Consider the following 16,435-nt stretch of genomic DNA (forward strand, 5'->3'; position numbering starts at 1 on the left):
GGCGAATGATCGGCGTCCGTCCGGACGGTCGGCAAATGTGTCGTGTCACATCCTGCGGCCTCCCGTGACAAGGGGTGCGGGGGTCAACGAAAAGAGGCCGCGGTTAAGCGGCCTCTCGGTTCAGGTGACAGTGACGCGGACGGAGCCGACGTTCAGTCCCAGCTCAGGGCGGCCGAGGTCTGGTACTCGGTCACGCGGGTCTCGAAGAAGTTCTTCTCCTTCTTCAGGTCCATCATCTCCGACATCCACGGGAACGGGTTCTCCGTCACCGGGAACACCGCCTCCAGCCCCAACTGCGCGCACCGCCGATTAGTGATGAAGTGCATGTACCGCTCGCACAGCTCGGCGTTCAACCCCAACAGCCCGCGGGGCATCGTGTCCCGCCCGTAGGCGATCTCCAGCTCGCACCCCTCCACCAGCATCGTCCGGATCTCCTCCTGGAACTCGGCCGTCCACAGGTGGGGATTCTCGATCTTGATCTGGTTGATGGCGTCGATGCCGAAGTTCAGGTGGATCGACTCGTCCCGCAGGATGTACTGGTACTGCTCCGCGATCCCCACCATCTTGTTCCGCCGCCCGAGCGACAGGATCTGGGCGAACCCGGTGTAGAACCACATGCCCTCGAACACCACGTAGAACGCCACCAGGTCCCGCAGGAACGCCTGGTCGCGGTCCGGCGTCCCGGTCGAGAACGACGGGTCCTCCAGGTGCCGCGTGTACTTCAGCGCCCACGCGGCCTTGTCCGTGATCGACGGGATCTCCCGGTACATGTTGAACAGCTCGCCGTCGTCCAGGCCGAGCGACTCGCAGACGTACTGGAACGTGTGCGTGTGGACGGCTTCCTCGAACGCCTGCCGCAGCAGGTACTGCCTGCACTCCGGGTTGGTCAGGTGCCGGTACACCGCGAGCACGATGTTGTTGGCCACCAACGACTCCGAGGTGGCGAAGAACCCGAGGTTCCGCTTGATCGCCCGCCGCTCGTCCTCGGTCAGACCGTCGGCCGACTTCCACAGCGAGATGTCCGCCTGCATCGACACCTCGGTGGGCATCCACGCGTTGTTGCACCCGGCCAGGTACTTCTCCCAGGCCCAGTGGTACTTCAACGGCAGCAGCTGGTTCACGTCCGCCCGACAGTTGATCATCGCCTTGTCGTCGACGCTGACGCGGGCGGCGCCCACCTCGATGGGACCGGCGCTGGCGAACACGTCCGAACTCACTGGCAGGCCTCGCAATCGGGATCGATGATGGAGCAGACGGCCGCACCCGCGTCGGCGACGATCGCCGGTGCGGTGGCCACGGGCACGCCGGCGGGGGAGACGGCGTTGAGCTTCCCGTCCGTGCCCCGCAGCGTCGACTTCTCCACGTGGGTCGCGCTCTGCGAGCGCAGGTAGTAGGTGGTCTTCAACCCGCGCAGCCACGCGAGCTGGTACAGCTCGTCGAGCTTCCGCCCGCTGGGCCGGTCGATGTAGAGGTTCAGCGACTGGGCCTGGTCGATCCACTTCTGCCGCCGGGCCCCAGCCTCGACCAGCCACTTCGAGTCCAGCTCGAACGCCGTGGCGTACAGCGCCTTCAGCTCGTCCGGGATCCGCTCGATCGGGGACAGGCTGCCGTCGTAGTACTTGAGGTCGCTCACCATCACCTCGTCCCACAGGCCGCGCGCCTTCAGGTCGCGGATCAGGTCCGGGTTCACGACGGTGAAGTCGCCCGACATGTTCGACTTCACGTACAGGTTGCGGTAGAGCGGCTCGATCGACTGGTTCACGCCGCAGATGTTCGCGATCGTCGCCGTGGGCGCGATGGCCATCACGTTCGAGTTCCGCATCCCCACCGCGAGCACCCGCTCCCGCACCGGCGCCCAGTCCAGGGCGGACGACCGGTCCAGCTCCAGGTCGGCGCCGCGGGTGGCGGCCAGCAGCGAGATCGAGTCGAACGGCAGGATCCCCCGCGACCACAGCGAACCCTCGTAGGACTCGTACGCCCCGCGCTCGGCCGCCAGGTCCGCCGACGCCGAGATCGCGTAGTAGCTGATCTCCTCCGTGCTCCGGTCCGCGAACTCCACGGCCGCGTCCGACCCCATCGCGATCCGCAGCGCGAACAGCGCGTCCTGGAACCCCATGAGCCCCAGCCCGACCGGCCGGTGCCGCATGTTCGCCCGCCGGGCCTCGGGGATCGTGTAGTGGTTCACGTCGATCACGTTGTCGAGCATCCGCACGGCGGTCCGCACGGTCTTCTCCAGCCGCGCGCTGTCGATCCCGTCGGGGCCGGTGTGCCGGGCCAGGTTCACCGACCCGAGGTTGCAGACCGCGACCTCGTCGAGGTCGGTGTTCAGCGTGATCTCGGTGCACAGGTTGGACGAGTGCACGACACCGGAGTGCTGCTGCGGCGACCGCAGGTTGCACGGGTCCTTGAACGTGATCCACGGGTGCCCGGTCTCGAACAGCATGGTCAGCATCCGCCGCCACAGGTCGGCGGCCCTGAGCCGCCGGAACACCTTCACCTCGCCGCGGTCCGCCGCGGCCTCGTACTCCCGGTACCGCGCGGCGAACGCGTCGCCGAACAGGTCGTGCAGGTCCGGGACCTCGTCGGGGGAGAACAGGGTCCAGTCGCCACCGGACCGGACGCGGCGCACGAACTCGTCCGGCACCCAGTTCGCGGTGTTCATGTCGTGCGTGCGGCGGCGCTCGTCACCGGTGTTCTTGCGCAGGTCGAGGAACTCCTCGACGTCGATGTGCCACGTCTCCAGGTACGCGCACACCGCGCCCTTGCGCTTGCCGCCCTGGTTCACCGCGACGGCGGTGTCGTTAACGATCTTCAGGAACGGCACCACGCCCTGCGACTTGCCGTTCGTGCCCTTGATGTGGGCGCCGATCCCGCGGACCGGGGTCCAGTCGTTGCCCAGCCCGCCGGCGAACTTCGACAGCAGCGCGTTGTTGCTGATCCCGTGGAAGATGCCCTGGAGGTCGTCGTCCACCGTCGTCAGGAAGCACGACGACAGCTGGGGCCGGGTGGTGCCCGCGTTGAACAGCGTGGGCGTGGAGCACATGAAGTCGAACGACGACAGCAGTTCGTAGAACTCGACCGCCCGCGCCTCGCGGTCGTCCTCGCGCAGCGCGAGACCCATCGCCACGCGCATGAAGAACGCCTGCGGCAGCTCGTAGCGGTTCTCGTCGCTGTGCAGGAAGTACCGGTCGTAGAGCACCTGCAACCCGAGGAACTGGAACGCCAGGTCGCGGTCGGGCAGCAGGGCCGCGCCGAGCCGGGCCAGGTCGAACTCCTCCAGCAGCGGGTCGAGCTGCCCCAGTTCGACCCCGCGCCGCACGAAGGCGGCGAAGTAGTCCGGGTAGCGCACCGACATCTCGGCGTGGTTGGCCTCGTCGTCCTCGCCCGCGAGGAACGTCAGGGCCTCCCCGCGCAGCCCGTCCAGCAGCAGCCGGGCGCTGACCAGCGAGTAGTCCGGATCGATCTCGACCATCGTGCGCGCGGACAGGACGGGCGCGACGGCCAGCTCGGCGCGGGTGATGCCGTCGTAGAGGTTGCGGCGGGTCTCCGCCAGCACGGCTTCGGCCGACGTCGCGGGCAGTCCGGCGCACGCCTCGGAGACGACCAGCTCGAGCCGGTCGTCGTCCAGCGGCTCGACCCGGCCGTCCGGGTGCCGCACGGTCAGCGACGGCCGCACGGGGGTGGTGGCGGGCTGGGCCGAGCGGGCCTTCGCGCGCTCCTCGCGGTACAGCACGTAGGCGCGGGCGACCCCGTGGTGCCCGTCGCGCATGAGCACGAGTTCGACCTGGTCCTGGATCTGCTCGACGTGCACGCCGCGGTCCGGTCCGGCCTGCCCGAGGAGCTTCTCCCCGACCTGGCGGGTGATCTCGGCGACCAGTTCGCGCACCCGCTGCGAACCGGCCTTCTCCGCTCCTTCGACGGCGTGGAAGGCCTTCGCCACGGCCGTGGCGATCTTCGTCGGGTCGAACTGCGACACCGTTCCGTCGCGGCCGATCACCGGGACTTGAACGGGTGAACCTGTCAGGGGCATGACTCTCCACGGGGGTCGAGGGCGTGCGGGAGCGCCCGGCGAGCGGTGCTCGACGGTCGGGGACGAGGGTGCGCGGAGGGTCAGCCGTCGGGGCTGGGGTGCGACTTCACGGCTCTCTCCTCGCGAGCTCGGTGGACACCCGGCGACCGGGGGTGGGAGCGGCGCGAGGCAGCGCGGCACCGGGGTGCCGACAGCCGTCCGCGCGCGCCCTCCCTCGGGGCACCGGGGTGGTGCGCGCAGGCCGCGCGCACGCTGGTGGCAGGTCTTCGGACTCGCGGGCACTCCGGCTCTCGCCGGCGGACCTACTGGCCGTCGCTTCCCGGACTCGCGTCCAGTGCTTCATGACGGCGGTCGTTCCCGCTCACCGCTGCGGGGCAGCTCCGGATTCGCACCGGATTCCCTCTTGCCTCACCCGCGGTCGGACCGCGGGTGAACCATCAGCGCGTTGGATACTACATGTGGGGGTAGGGCTCGTCGCACGGCCCAACATGGTCTTTGTTGCACATGTCATGCGATACGGTGACGAGGCAGGGTGATCAGCAAGCGGGGGCGTGGCGGATGGGTGACGGTGATCGGGTGGGACCGCGGGTCGCCGTCGCGGCCGGGGTCGCGGGCGCGCTCGCCGCGGGGTCGCTGGTCGTCGGCGCGTCCCTGCCGTGGCTGACGGGAGGGCTCGCGGTGGCGGCCGTCGTGGCGCTGAGGCTGGCCAGGTCGCGCGGCTAGGGGATCCTGATGGTTTGCTGAAGCGCGGAACCCCGTGTCCGGTCCGGGCGTTCTGCCGGTCGTGACGACCGCAGAGCTGACGAGAACGAGCGCCCTCTCCCGTGTGGTCGCCGTGGGCGGGCTGGCCGCCGTCCTGACCACCATCGCCATGATCGGCTCGCTGGACGTGCGCAACGCGCTCCAGCGGCCCGGCGAACTGCGCCGCACCATCAGCCAGTACGGGCTCGGCGCCAACGCGTGGATCTTCGAGGTCGCCGTGTCGCTGCTGGCGGCCGGGTCCCTGGTCATCGTGGCGGTGCTGGTGCACCGCGGCATCACCCGCTGGTGCTCCACCGGCGCCGTCGCGCTGTCCCTGTGGTCGCTGGGACTCGCGCTCGTCGTGGCGTTCCCCAAGCAGGACTGGTCGCTGCCGACGACGTCCTCCAGCGGCAGCATCCACCGCGCCGCCAGCCTCCTGGCGTTCGTCAGCCTGCCGATCGCCGCCATCGCGCTGGCCCGGCCGTGGGTGCGGGATTCGACCTGGGGCGGCCACGCCCGGTGGACGCTGGGCCTCGGGGTCCTGTCGGTGGCGGCGTTCTCACCGCTGCTGTACGCCGTGCTGGTGCACGCTTCCGGTGGCGCGGCGTGGTGGCGGGTGTTCCCGATCGGGTACGTCGAACGGCTCCTGGTGTTCACGGAGGTGATCGCCGTCGTGACGGCCGGATTGTGGGCCCTGGCCGCGGCGAACCGCCCTAAACTGGCGGCATGGCAACGTGGGGAGACCTCGCGGCGTACGTCCGCGACCAGTACGACGTGATCTCCGAGGAGACCGACGAGATCCGCATCCTGTTCGACTTCCAGCACCTGGACGAGGAGGACGAGCGGACGCAGGTCGTCATCCTGGTGCGCGAGGTGCTGGACGAGAAGCACGAGTGGGTGCAGATCGCCTCCCCCGTCGGCCTGGCCGCGCGGTGCGACCTCCGCGGGTTCCTGGAGGAGGTCGGCAAGTCCTCCATCGCCTCCGGCGCGGCGATCATGGGGGACCACGTGGTGCTGCGCCACTCGCTGCCGCTGGAGACGTTGGACATCCACGAGTTCGTCGACCCGCTGTCGCTGCTGGCGGGTACCGCCGACCGGCTCGAAGAGGTCTTCTTCGGCGGCGACAACTACTGATACCCCCGTTCGGCCCCGCCTAACCCCGGTTCGGGAGGGGTACCCCCGCTGGCATGAAGCTTCCTTGGCGGTCCGGGTCGCGGTGGGCGTTCCGCGGTGTCGTGGCGGTGTGCCTGGTGGTGGTGGCCGCCGCGGCGCTCCAGCTCGTCGGCGTGCTGCCCAAGCTCAACCCCTTCGGCACCGACACGGTCGACCGCAGCCAGCCCGCGCTGCTGCGGTCGATCAAGGACCTGAGCCAGTACCACGCCGCCTCGGGCGACTACCAGGTCGTGATCGACATCGAGAAGGACGTGCGGTTCGTGCCGGACGTGCTGGCGGGGCAGCGGACCCTGTTCGTCTCCGCGGGCACGGTCAACGCCTACGTCGACTTCGGCGGTCTCGCGGAGGACTCGATGACGGTGTCGCAGGAGAAGAAGACGGTGGACATCGCGCTGCCGAAGCCCCAGCTCGACAAGCCGAACATCAACCACGAGCGCAGCTACGTGTTCGCCCAGGAGCGGGGGCTGCTCGACCGGCTGACCAGCGTCGTGCAGGCGGCGGACCAGCAGCCGTTCTACGTGGCCGCGGAGCAGAAGATCTCCGACGCCGCCAAGGAGTCCGGCTTGCAGGCCAAGGCGGACGAGAACACCAGGAAGATGCTCGACGGCATGTTCCGCGCCCTCGGCTACGAGGTCCACTTCGTGGACGCCCCGCAGCCGTGAGTTAGGCTGTCCTAACCTAACTCTTCGTCCAAGGGTGCCCCGGTGTTCGAGTCCATGACAGTGCAGGTCCGCGCGGGACTGGGCGAACGACGGCTGACGGCCGCCGTCCGCGACGTGTTCGACCGCCACGACGAACTCCGCGAGCGCGGTGCGACGTGCGAGGTGCGGCGGATCCCCGCCCCGGAGCTGACGGGCGGGGCTCTCGTCCGCCGCGCGGAGGCGGAGGTCGCCGCGGTCTCCCGCGAGCCGGGTTCCGCGCTGTTCCGGGTGCTGTGGTTCGACGCGGGCCCGGACCGGTCCGGGAAGCTCGTGCTCCTCGTGCACCGCCGCGTGATGGCCGCGGTGCCGTGGCCCGTCCTGCTGTCCGAGCTGGTCTCGGCGTGGAACAGGGGAGCCGTCGACGCGGATCTGGCCTGCGCGCTCGACCGCTAAGTCCGAATTGGGCGTTGACGGGAGCCCACGGGTGATGGTGAGATGCTGAACACACTGATAGGAAAGTTTCTTAACCAATCAGGCTGCCGCCACCTGATCACCCGTTCCCGAGTGGGAGGCTCCCTGTGGCTATCCGTCCCCGTTGGCTCGGCGCCGCGGTCATCACCGCGTCGCTGGTGATACCGGCCGCGCCGACACTTGCGGCACCCGCCGCCCCCGCCGTGGCGAGCGGCGTCGGCGCTCTCGCGGTCACCGAGTACCAGGCGGAAAGCGCGACCGTCACGTTGGGGCTCGTCGAGTCCAACCACGCCGGGTTCACCGGCAGCGGCTTCGTCAACGTCGACAACGCCGTCGGCAGCGCCGTGGAGTTCACCGTCAACGCCCCCACCGCGGGCGCCGCGACGCTGAGCTTCCGGTACGCCAACGGCACCGCGACCGGCAGGCCCGTCGACGTCACCGTCAACGGCTCCCTCGCCGTGGACGAACTCGCCTTCGGCGGCACCGGCGCGTGGACCACGTGGTCCACGAAGACCGCCTCGGTGCGGCTGGCCGCGGGCGTCAACAAGATCAAGGCCGTGTCCACCACCGCCGCGGGCGGGCCGAACCTCGACCGGCTGGACGTGGATTCCGGTGCCGTCGCGCCCTCCGGCAGGCCCGCCGACGTCAACGGCCAGCTCAAGGTGTGCGGCGTGAAGCTGTGCAACCAGTACGGCAAGCCGATCCAGTTGCGCGGCATGAGCACGCACGGCATCCAGTGGTACGCGAGCTGCGTCAAGCCAGCGTCGCTGGACGCGTTGGCCACCGACTGGGGCGCCGACATCCTGCGGATCGCGATGTACGTGCAGGAGGGCGGCTACGAGTCGGACCCGCGCAAGTACACGGACCTCGTGCACGGGTACATCGAGGAGGCCACCAAGCGCGGGATGTACGCGCTGGTGGACTGGCACCAGCTGACCCCCGGTGACCCGAACGCCAACACGGCGCTCGCGCGGACGTTCTTCACGGAGATCGCCTCGCGGCACAAGGACAAGACGAACATCATCTACGACATCGCGAACGAGCCGAACGGGGTTTCGTGGGCGCGGATCAAGTCGTACGCGGAGACGATGATCCCGGTGATCCGGGCTCAGGATCCCGATGGCGTGGTGTTCGTGGGGACGCACGGGTGGGGGTCGTTCGGCATCTCCGACGGGCGCACCGAGGCCGACATCATCAACAACCCGATCAACGCCACGAACTTCATGTACACGTTCCACTTCTACGCCGCGTCTCACGGGGACGAGTACTTCAACGCGCTGTCCCGTGCGGCGGACCGGATCCCGATCTTCATCACGGAGTTCGGGACGCAGACCGCGTCCGGTGACGGGACGAACAACTTCACGCAGTCGCAGAAGTACCTGGACTTCCTGGCGTCCAAGAAGATCGGGTGGACCAACTGGAACTTCTCGGACGACTTCAGGTCCGGGGCGGTGTTCAAGACCGGTACCTGTGCTGGGAACTCGTTCACGGGGACCGGGCCGCTGAAGCCCGCCGGTGTGTGGGTCCGGGATCGGATGCGCACCGCTGACGACTTTCCGACCGCTTAGGTAGAGGGGTTGGGGGCCCGCCAGGGGTGACCCTGGCGGGCCTTCGGCTCGTGGTGGGGCCGGGTCCGCTGGTTCGTCAGGTGATGGGCCAGGAGTGGACCGGTTCGTTGCTGTGCATGAGGTCTCGGTAGGTGCGGAGCATGAGGCGCAGTGCTTCCACCCGGTCCAGGCTGGTGTTGTCGTAGTGGCGGTGGAAGGCTCGTGATTGCCAGGTCGCGCCGTTGACCCCTGTCAGGCAGCGCTGTTCCACGACGCCCAGCAGGCGGTCCCGTTCCCGCGGGTCCACGCCCCAGCGGTCCAGACCTTCGTAGGCCATGGGGAGCAGGCGGCGCAGCACCAGTTCCGCCACGGGCACCGTTCCCAGGCCTGGCCAGTAGACCTGGGCGTCCATGCCGTTCTTGGCCCCCGCCAGGAAGTTCTCCTCGGCCGCGCTGAACGACATCTGGGACCACAGTGGACGTTCGCTCTCGGCCAGCACCCTCACCAGGCCGTAGTAGAAGGCCGCGTTGGCCAGGGTGTCCACCACCGTCGGGCCCGCTGGGAGGGTGCGGTTCTCCACGCGCAGGTGTGGTTTGTCCTTGACGACGTCGTAGACGGGGCGGTTCCAGCGGTAGACGGTCCCGTTGTGGAGCCTCAGTTCCGACAGCGACGGGGTGTCGCCGCGGTCGATGACCTGCAACGGGTCTTCCGGGTCCACGATCGGGAGGAGGGCCGGGAAGTAGCGGACGTTCTCCTCGAACAGGTCGAAGATCGAGGTGATCCAGCGTTCGCCGAACCAGACCCTCGGGCGCACGCCCTGTTCCTTGAGCTCGTCGCCCCTGGTGTCGGTGGACTGCTGGAAGAGCGCGATCCTGGTTTCCCGCCACAGCTCCTTGCCCAGCAGGAACGGGGAGTTCGCGCCCACCGCCACCTGGACGCCCGCGATGGTCTGGGCGGCGTTCCAGTAGTCCGCGAACTGGTCCGGGCTGACCTGGAGGTGGAGCTGGGTGCTCGTGCAGGCCGCCTCGGGGACGATGGAGTCCGCCGTCATGTTGAGGCGCTCGATGCCGTCGATGCCGATCTGGAGGTCCTCGCCGCGCGCGGCCAGCACCTGTTCGTTCAGCAGGGCGTACCGGGGGTTGACCGACAGGGCGTCGATGGCCATGTGCTCGGCGCGCAGGGTCGGCAGGATGCCGATCATGGTCATGTGCGCGCCGACCTCGCGCGCCTTGTGCTCCGCCTCGTTCAGGCTGGAGCGGACGGTCTCCTCGAACGCGGTGATCCCGCCGCCCGCGAGCTGGCGCGGGGCGACGTTGATCTCCAGGTTCCACTGGCCCAGTTCGGTCACGAAGTCCGGGTCGGCGATGGCCTCCAGCGCCTCGGCGTTGCGCATGGCGGGGTCGCCCTGCTCGTCGACGAGGTTCAGCTCGATCTCCAGGCCCGTCATGGGCCGCTCGAACTCGAACCGGGACTCGCGGAGCATCCTGGCGAACACGTCCAGGCAGCGCCTGACCTTCGTGCGGTACCGGGTGCGGTCCTCGCGGGTGAACTCGTGGCGGGCTACGTCGTCACCCATGCTGGCTCCTCAAGTTCGCGGCACCCGGACACTGTGCACCAGGAGTCGGTCAGGCGGGTACCGCGATCGAGGTGATCACAAACCCGTCCCTGGCCAGCCAGCGCCCGGTGAACCCGGTCAGGGGCTCGCCGTCCACGACCGGGGGCTCGATGAGGATGCGGGCGCTGAACGTGCCCGCGTCCGGGTCGATGGTCACGTCGGCGTCCTCGAACCCCAGCCACAGGCGGGTCAGCGGGAACCACGCCTTGTAGACGGACTCCTTGGCGCTGAACAGCAGGCGGTCCCAGCTGACCTTGTCGCCCGAGGCGCGCAGACCGTCCATCCTGGCCAGTTCGGCCGGGACGGCGATGGCCTCCAGCACGCCCTTCGGCGTCGGGGCGTTCGGCTCGGCGTCGATGCCGATGGAGCGGAAGTCGCCCACCCTCGCCACGGCGGCGGCGCGGTAGCCGGTGCAGTGGGTGATGCTGCCCACCACGCCGTCCGGCCAGACCGGTTCGCGCTTCGGTCCGGGCAGCACGGGGACGGGGGGGAAGCCGAGTTGGGCGAGCGCGGTGCGGGCGCAGAAGCGGCCGGTCGTGAACTCCTTGCGGCGCTTCTCGACCGACTTCTCCAGCAGCGCCAGCTCCTCGGGGAACAGCTCGACGCCCTCGGGGTCGTCGAAGCGGTTCACGGCCGCGATCGGGCTCGGCAGCAGGTCGGTGATCACCGGGCGTCCCCTTCGCGGAGCACGTCCACCAGCCGGGCGCCGGTGTAGCCCCTCGGCTTCCACTCGCGCGGGTAGCCGAGCGACACCTCGTCGAAGCGGATGCCGTCGTGGCGCGTGGTGCGGGGGATGTGCAGGTGGCCGTAGACCATCTCGGCGCAGTTGAACCGCAGGTGCCAGTCGGCGGTGCGCTCGGTGCCGCACCACAGCGCGAACTCGGGGTAGCGCAGCACCCTCGTCGGCTCGCGGACGAGCGGGTAGTGGTTGATCAGCACGGTCTTCAGCGCCGGGTCGACCTCGGACAGCCTGCGCTCGGTCTCCACGATCCTGGACTCGCACCACGCCTCGCGGCTGGGGTGCGGGTCGGGGAAGAGGAAGTACTCGTCCGTGCAGACCACACCGGCCTCGTGGGCCTTCGCCAGCGCCGAGACCTGGTCGAACGTGCCCTCGGGGCGGAACGTGTAGTCGTACAGCGTGAACAGGGGGGCGACGACCAGCGGTTCGGCGGAGGCCTCGAAGACCGGGTAGGGGTCCTCGGGGGTCGCGACGTCGATGCTCCGGCACATCTCGACGATCTGCTTGTAGCGGACCTCGCCGCGGGCCTGCACCGCGTCGTCCTTCGTCGTCCACAGCTCGTGGTTGCCCGGCGACCAGATCACCTTGGCGAACCGCTTCCGCAGCAGGTCGAGGGCCCATTCGATGTCGTGGAACTTCTCCCCGACATCGCCCGCGACGATCAGCCAGTCGTCGGGGGACGGTGCCTCGATAGCCGCGACGAAGTCCCGGTTCTCCTGGTACGTCACGTGCAGATCGCTGGTGGCGAGCAGTCTCGGCGTGCGGGTCACGACTCCGACCTTAACCGTTCCCGACGTCCAACTCCGATACCCCGTAGACCCCTAGTGCGGTGACCGGCGACCTCCGACGCGCATCACCGCGGTCCACGGCACCGGCCGACCAGGACGAGGGCGCGGGATCGGCGCCGCGGCGCACCCGTCTGACCGTCGAACGCGGGTGAAGACCGTCGATCGCGGCGCCAGGAGCGTTTTCAGCCTGTGAAAATGACCGTTCATCCGTTCGTCGCAGATCATAGCCCGTTGAACTCATACCCCTACACCGCGTAACGCTAGGCGGGTCCGCTCAGCCTTACGGGTCCCTAAACCACCTATCCGGTAGTCATCCGGCTTCCTACGGTGATCACATCGCAACCACCCCGGCGGAGGACCAGATGTCCGAGTCCCAATTCGCACGAACCCCCGACCCCCGGCTGGCCCGTCAGGCGCCGCCCGCCATCCGCGGCGCCGCCACGCCGTTCAGCCGGACGGTCAGCGCCGAGATCACCCGCACCGCGCAGCAGCAGCAGTACGGCTATCCGCCACCTCGACGCCGCACCCCGGCCGAGGAAGCCGCGTTGTCCACGCTGCTGCGCACCCGCCAGCGCGCCCAGGCGGCCCGGCCCGAGCCCTGGCTGCGCCAGACCCCCGAGCAGGCCCCGGCCGCCGCCCCGCGCGGCGACGTGACCGAACTGCTCGCCGCCCGGCTCGTGCCCGCGGCGCTGTGGAACCTGGTCGAACCGCTCATCCCGCCGGTCAAGATCCGGCGCCAGGGCGGTGGCCGCAGCCGCGTGTCCGACCGCGCCATCTTCACCGCGATCGTGTTCGTCCTGACCAGCGGCTGCGCGTGGCGGCACCTGCCGTCCAGCTTCGGCGTCACGGTCCCGACCGTGCACCGCCGCTTCCAGGAATGGACCGACGCGGGCCTCTGGCTGCGCCTGCGCCGCGCCGCCATGGACCGGCAGGCCGCGGGCGACGAGAACGAGTGGGTCCACGCGGTCCTGGAGGCGGCCGAGCGCCGCGGAACGAAGACGGGCTCCTGACCGTCGGATGAACGTGGTGGCCGGTCCGGCTCCGCCGAGGACTGAACCGGACCGAGCCCCACCACGTTCATCCAGCGAGACCCCCAGGAGGAACCCGATGTTCACCGACCCCGACAGTCCTCTGTCACACCGCGCACTGGCCCTGCTCCGCGCCACCGCCGCCGGACGCGTCGAGCTCACGTCCAGCAGCGAGCCGGACTTCCGCGTCGACAAGCTCTCCTGCTGCGACCAGCCCGCGGCCCGCCTGCTCGTCCACGCGGGCTTCATCCAGCCCGCCACCGCCGCGCCGTTCGGCCAGTGGGTCCCCGCGCACCTCAGCGCCGCGGGCGCCGAACTCCTCGCGCTCGACGTCCCCACGGCCGCCGCCTGACCCGTGCCCGACCACGGCCGCCGCCGGTCCTACGCGTGCAGGCCGTGCTGGTACTTCGGGAAGCGGACGCTGATCTTCGTGCCGAGCCCCTGGGCGGTCTCCACGACGAGGCCGTAGTCGTCGCCGTAGAAGCGCCTCAGCCGCTCGTCTATGTTCCCCAGCCCTATCCCGGCCGTCTCGTCGACCTGCCCCGCCAACGTGCGCCGCAGCGCGTCGGGGTCCATGCCGATCCCGTCGTCCTCGATGGTGATGTGCGCCTCGGCCCCCGCGTCCGCGGCGAGGATCTGGATGTGGCCCGGCTCGACCTTGCCCTCCATGCCGTGCCGCACGGCGTTCTCCACCAGCGGTTGCAGGCACAGGAACGGCACGGTCACCGACAGCACCTCGGGCGCGATCTGGAGCGTCACGGTCAGCCGCTCGCCGAACCGGGCCCGTTCCAGCGCGAGGTACTGGTCGATCGACTTCAGCTCCTCCGCCAGCGTGGTGAAGTCGCCGTGCCGCCGGAACGAGTACCGGGTGAAGTCCGCGAAGTCCAGCAGCAGCGTGCGGGCGCGCTCGGGGTTCGTCCGCACGTACGACGCGATGGCGCTGAGCGAGTTGTAGATGAAGTGCGGCGAGATCTGCGCCCGCAGCGCCCGCACCTCGGCCTCGACGAGCCGGGTGCGCGAGCGGTCCAGCTCGGCCAGTTCCAGCTGGCCCGACGCCCAGCGCGCGACCTCGTTCGTCGCGCGGACCAGCCCCGCCGACGCCTCCCGGCTGTAGGCGGCGAGCACGCCGACCACGTGGCCCTCGACGGTCAGCGGCGCCACGACGGCGATCTGCACCGGGCAGTCGGGCAGCGTGCAGCCGATGTCGAACGCGCGCGTGCGGCCGGTGCTGAACACCTCCTGCGCGAGCCGCATGGTGTCCACGGAGTGGTGGCCCCCCATGCCCTCCCACGCGACCACCTCGACCTCGTCGGTCAGCGCGAGCGCGGGGGTGTCGAGCAGCGTGCGCAGGTGGCGGGCCGACTTCTTCGCCGCCTCGGGCACCAGCCCGGCGCGCAGCGGGGGAGCCGCCGACCACGCGGTGTGCAGCGTCTCGAACGTGATCCGCTGAGCCTCGGTGAGGAAGTCCTGCCGAGGACCAGACCCCCGCCACAGCACGAACACGATCGAGGCCCCGACCAGGAGTATCGCTCCCACCGCCAGCAAACCGGTCACGTCTCGCCTCGTCTGCGGAGTTCGCTCATGGACGGTTCCTCGTTCGTCTCCAGCCCGAGGTTCTCGGGCGCGTGCAGGCGGACCATGACCCGGTTGACGTTCGGGGGCACCTTGCCGGGCGTCATCAGCGACACCGCGTACATCACCACGAACCCCAGCGGCACGGTCCACGCGGCGGGCCGCGACAGGAACACGTGGAACCACTGGTCGCTGGTGCGGGCGCTGATCGTGACTATCCCCGCGGCCAGCGCGGGCAGCCCGCCCGCCAGCATCCCGGCGACCGCGCCGACCGTGGTGATGCGCGTGCTCCAGATCCCCAGCAGCAGCAGCGGGCACAGCGACGACGCGGCCACGGCGAACGCGAGACCCACCATGTCGGCGACCGGGATCCCGCTCACCAGCAAGGTCATCGCCAGCGGCACCAGCGCGGCCAGTCCGGCGGAGATCCGGAACCCCCGCACCCCGCGCATCTTCAGCACGTCCTGGCTCAGCACGCCCGCGAGCGACACCATCAGCCCGGACGACGTGGACAGGAACGCGGCGAACGCGCCCCCGGCGACCAGCGCCCCCAGCAGCTGCCCGCCGAGACCCTCGATCATCCGGCTGGGCAGCACCAGCACCACCGCGTCGGTGTCGCCGGTCAGCAGCAGCTCGGGCGTGTAGAGCCTGCCGAGCACGCCGTACAGCGGCGGCATCAGGTAGAAGATCCCCAGCAGCCCCAGCACGATCAGCGTCGTGCGGCGCGCGGCCCTGCCGTTCGGGTTGGTGTAGAAGCGGACGATCACGTGCGGCAGGCCCATGGTGCCCAGGAACGTCGCCAGGATCAGCGAGTACACCGCGTACAGCGGGAACTCGCCGCCCTCGGACATCGGCAGCGCCCAGTTCGCGTTCGTGGTGTGCGGCAGCGACTCCAGGTGCGGCACGGTCGCGCCCGCCGGGAACACGAACGAGCTGCCCGCCGAGATCGTGTGGTCGCCCGCCGTCAGCGTCAGGCCGTCGCCCTCGATCCGCTGCCCGTCGACCAGCCCCCGGCCCGCGAACGCCACGTCGCTGTCGGCGTGGACCACCGTCGTGGTGTCGAAGTCGACCGTGGTCTCCTGGCGGAACACCGGGTACTCGGGCGCGTTGAGCCGCTGGCCGCCGTGCGCCTGCCAGGCCAGGAGCAGGAACACCACCGGCACGGCGATGGCCGTCAGCTTCAGCCAGTACTGGAACGCCTGCACGAACGTGATGCTGCGCATCCCGCCGGAGATCACGTTCACCGTCACCACGAGCGCGACGATCAGCCCGCCCAGCCAGTCCGGCGCGCCGGTGACCGTGTGCAGGGTCAGGCCCGCGCCCTTGAACTGCGGCAGCAGGTACAGCCACGCGATGGCGATGGCGATGCCGCTGGCGACCCTCCGCACGGCGGGCGAGGAGAACCTGGCCTCGGCGAAGTCCGGCAGCGTGTACGCGCCCGACCGCCGCAGCGGCGCCGCGACCAGCGCCAGCAGCACGAGGTAGCCCGCGGTGTAGCCGACCGGGAACCACAGCATGTCCGGGCCGTGGGCGAAGATCAGGCCCGCGATGCCCACGAACGACGCCGCCGACAGGTACTCGCCGCCGATCGCGGACGCGTTCCACCACGGCGACACCGTGCGCGAGGCGACGTAGAAGTCCGACGTGGTGCGCGAGATCCGCAGCCCGTACGCGCCGACCAGCATCGTGCCCAGCGCGACCACCAGCACGGCGACGACACCGTAGGTGTTGTTCACGACCGTTCGACCAGCTCGGCGAACTGGCGCTCGCTCCGCTCCGCCTGCCGCACGTAGAACCAGCCCGCCAGCACGAACACCGGGAACACCACGACCCCGAGCAGCACCCACGGCAGCCCGATGCCGAGCACCTGGAACCGCGACACCGACGGCGCGAACGTGAACACCAGCGGCAGCGCCGCCAGCCCGCCCGCCACCAGGCCGACGACCAGCAGCCCCAGCGTGCGCTGGGTGCGGATCAGCGACCGCATGTACAGCGCGCCGAGCTGGCTCTGCTCGGTGATCTCGCGCGACGCAGGGTACGGCCTCCGGGGGCGGGGAGCGCCGGTCCGGGGACTCGTCACCACCACGCGC

General features: G+C 70.0%; 15 protein-coding genes, 1 pseudogene and 1 riboswitch. Of the genes and pseudogenes, 8 read left to right on the top strand and 8 right to left on the bottom strand.

Annotated features, from left to right (window positions below):
• Nucleotides 1-152: 152 nt before the first annotated feature.
• Entirely contained in the window at nucleotides 153-1,217 is a 1,065-nt protein-coding gene (locus VFZ92_RS38105) for a ribonucleotide-diphosphate reductase subunit beta (protein WP_330882179.1), read from the bottom strand.
• Nucleotides 1,214-4,030 (bottom strand): ribonucleoside-diphosphate reductase subunit alpha, encoded by a 2,817-nt coding sequence (locus VFZ92_RS38110; protein ID WP_330882180.1) that lies wholly within the window; start codon nucleotides 4,028-4,030, stop codon nucleotides 1,214-1,216. The genes VFZ92_RS38105 and VFZ92_RS38110 overlap by 4 nt, the downstream gene beginning before the upstream one ends.
• 240 nt (nucleotides 4,031-4,270) lie before the next feature.
• Nucleotides 4,271-4,484, bottom strand: a riboswitch (cobalamin riboswitch).
• Nucleotides 4,485-4,606: 122 nt separating this feature from the next.
• On the opposite strand from VFZ92_RS38110, the gene VFZ92_RS38115 reads away from it, so the two are divergent.
• From VFZ92_RS38115 to VFZ92_RS38140, 6 genes are all read left to right on the top strand, one after another.
• Nucleotides 4,607-4,753, top strand: a complete 147-nt coding sequence (locus VFZ92_RS38115) for a hypothetical protein (RefSeq protein ID WP_330882181.1) — start codon at nucleotides 4,607-4,609, stop codon at nucleotides 4,751-4,753.
• A gap of 61 nt (nucleotides 4,754-4,814) precedes the next feature.
• Complete coding sequence (locus VFZ92_RS38120; RefSeq protein WP_330882183.1) at nucleotides 4,815-5,549, top strand: DUF998 domain-containing protein; 735 nt, start codon at nucleotides 4,815-4,817, stop codon at nucleotides 5,547-5,549.
• Complete coding sequence (locus VFZ92_RS38125) at nucleotides 5,498-5,905, top strand: hypothetical protein (RefSeq protein WP_330882185.1); 408 nt, start codon at nucleotides 5,498-5,500, stop codon at nucleotides 5,903-5,905. The genes VFZ92_RS38120 and VFZ92_RS38125 overlap by 52 nt, the downstream gene beginning before the upstream one ends.
• A 53-nt stretch (nucleotides 5,906-5,958) precedes the next feature.
• Nucleotides 5,959-6,606, top strand: coding sequence for a DUF4230 domain-containing protein (locus VFZ92_RS38130; RefSeq protein ID WP_330882187.1), 648 nt, complete (start codon nucleotides 5,959-5,961; stop codon nucleotides 6,604-6,606).
• Between the two features lie 54 nt (nucleotides 6,607-6,660).
• Nucleotides 6,661-7,038 (top strand): hypothetical protein, encoded by a 378-nt coding sequence (locus VFZ92_RS38135; protein ID WP_330882189.1) that lies wholly within the window; start codon nucleotides 6,661-6,663, stop codon nucleotides 7,036-7,038.
• 125 nt (nucleotides 7,039-7,163) lie between these two features.
• Nucleotides 7,164-8,624, top strand: coding sequence for a cellulase family glycosylhydrolase (locus tag VFZ92_RS38140; protein ID WP_330882191.1), 1,461 nt, complete (start codon nucleotides 7,164-7,166; stop codon nucleotides 8,622-8,624).
• Between the two features lie 76 nt (nucleotides 8,625-8,700).
• On the opposite strand, the gene VFZ92_RS38145 is transcribed toward VFZ92_RS38140, so the two are convergent.
• From VFZ92_RS38145 to VFZ92_RS38155, 3 genes are read right to left on the bottom strand one after another with little or no spacing between them, the layout of a single operon-like run.
• Nucleotides 8,701-10,179: a glutamate--cysteine ligase gene (locus tag VFZ92_RS38145; RefSeq protein ID WP_330882193.1), complete on the bottom strand. Its 1,479-nt coding sequence runs from the start codon at nucleotides 10,177-10,179 to the stop codon at nucleotides 8,701-8,703.
• 49 nt (nucleotides 10,180-10,228) lie between these two features.
• Nucleotides 10,229-10,885 carry a 4'-phosphopantetheinyl transferase family protein gene (locus VFZ92_RS38150; protein WP_330882195.1) on the bottom strand — a complete coding sequence of 219 codons (657 nt, stop codon included), beginning with the start codon at nucleotides 10,883-10,885 and terminating at the stop codon, nucleotides 10,229-10,231.
• Nucleotides 10,882-11,727, bottom strand: a complete 846-nt coding sequence (locus VFZ92_RS38155; protein WP_330882197.1) for a metallophosphoesterase — start codon at nucleotides 11,725-11,727, stop codon at nucleotides 10,882-10,884. The genes VFZ92_RS38150 and VFZ92_RS38155 overlap by 4 nt, the downstream gene beginning before the upstream one ends.
• Before the next feature lie 668 nt (nucleotides 11,728-12,395).
• On the opposite strand from VFZ92_RS38155, the pseudogene VFZ92_RS38160 reads away from it, so the two are divergent.
• Both VFZ92_RS38160 and VFZ92_RS38165 read left to right on the top strand, forming a co-directional pair.
• Nucleotides 12,396-12,752 (top strand): annotated as a pseudogene (locus VFZ92_RS38160) (transposase); the annotation flags it as partial.
• A 100-nt stretch (nucleotides 12,753-12,852) separates the two neighbouring features.
• On the top strand, nucleotides 12,853-13,125 hold the full coding sequence (locus VFZ92_RS38165; RefSeq protein ID WP_330882199.1) for a hypothetical protein: 273 nt from the start codon (nucleotides 12,853-12,855) through the stop codon (nucleotides 13,123-13,125).
• A gap of 29 nt (nucleotides 13,126-13,154) precedes the next feature.
• On the opposite strand, the gene VFZ92_RS38170 is transcribed toward VFZ92_RS38165, so the two are convergent.
• Genes VFZ92_RS38170 through VFZ92_RS38180 form a run of 3 tightly spaced genes read right to left on the bottom strand, consistent with a single transcriptional unit; the run spans nucleotide 13,155 to nucleotide 16,425 of the window.
• Nucleotides 13,155-14,327 carry a histidine kinase gene (locus VFZ92_RS38170; protein ID WP_330882201.1) on the bottom strand — a complete coding sequence of 391 codons (1,173 nt, stop codon included), beginning with the start codon at nucleotides 14,325-14,327 and terminating at the stop codon, nucleotides 13,155-13,157.
• Nucleotides 14,324-16,081 (bottom strand): cation acetate symporter, encoded by a 1,758-nt coding sequence (locus VFZ92_RS38175; protein ID WP_330882203.1) that lies wholly within the window; start codon nucleotides 16,079-16,081, stop codon nucleotides 14,324-14,326. Before VFZ92_RS38175 ends, VFZ92_RS38170 begins: the two co-directional genes overlap by 4 nt.
• Nucleotides 16,078-16,425: a hypothetical protein gene (locus VFZ92_RS38180; RefSeq protein WP_330882205.1), complete on the bottom strand. Its 348-nt coding sequence runs from the start codon at nucleotides 16,423-16,425 to the stop codon at nucleotides 16,078-16,080. Before VFZ92_RS38180 ends, VFZ92_RS38175 begins: the two co-directional genes overlap by 4 nt.
• Between the last annotated feature and the right edge of the window lie 10 nt (nucleotides 16,426-16,435).

The sequence above is a fragment of the Umezawaea sp. genome, from assembly GCF_036375055.1.
In the GTDB taxonomy this organism is placed as follows: Bacteria; Actinomycetota; Actinomycetes; order Mycobacteriales; family Pseudonocardiaceae; genus Umezawaea.

Coding starts and splice junctions, on each gene's coding strand:
- VFZ92_RS38110 (WP_330882180.1), bottom strand. CDS start 4,030: ATGCCCCTGACAGGTTCACCCGTTCAAGTCCCGGTGATCGGCCGCGAC.
- VFZ92_RS38145 (WP_330882193.1), bottom strand. CDS start 10,179: ATGGGTGACGACGTAGCCCGCCACGAGTTCACCCGCGAGGACCGCACC.
- VFZ92_RS38165 (WP_330882199.1), top strand. CDS start 12,853: ATGTTCACCGACCCCGACAGTCCTCTGTCACACCGCGCACTGGCCCTG.
- VFZ92_RS38135 (WP_330882189.1), top strand. CDS start 6,661: ATGACAGTGCAGGTCCGCGCGGGACTGGGCGAACGACGGCTGACGGCC.
- VFZ92_RS38125 (WP_330882185.1), top strand. CDS start 5,498: ATGGCAACGTGGGGAGACCTCGCGGCGTACGTCCGCGACCAGTACGAC.
- VFZ92_RS38130 (WP_330882187.1), top strand. CDS start 5,959: ATGAAGCTTCCTTGGCGGTCCGGGTCGCGGTGGGCGTTCCGCGGTGTC.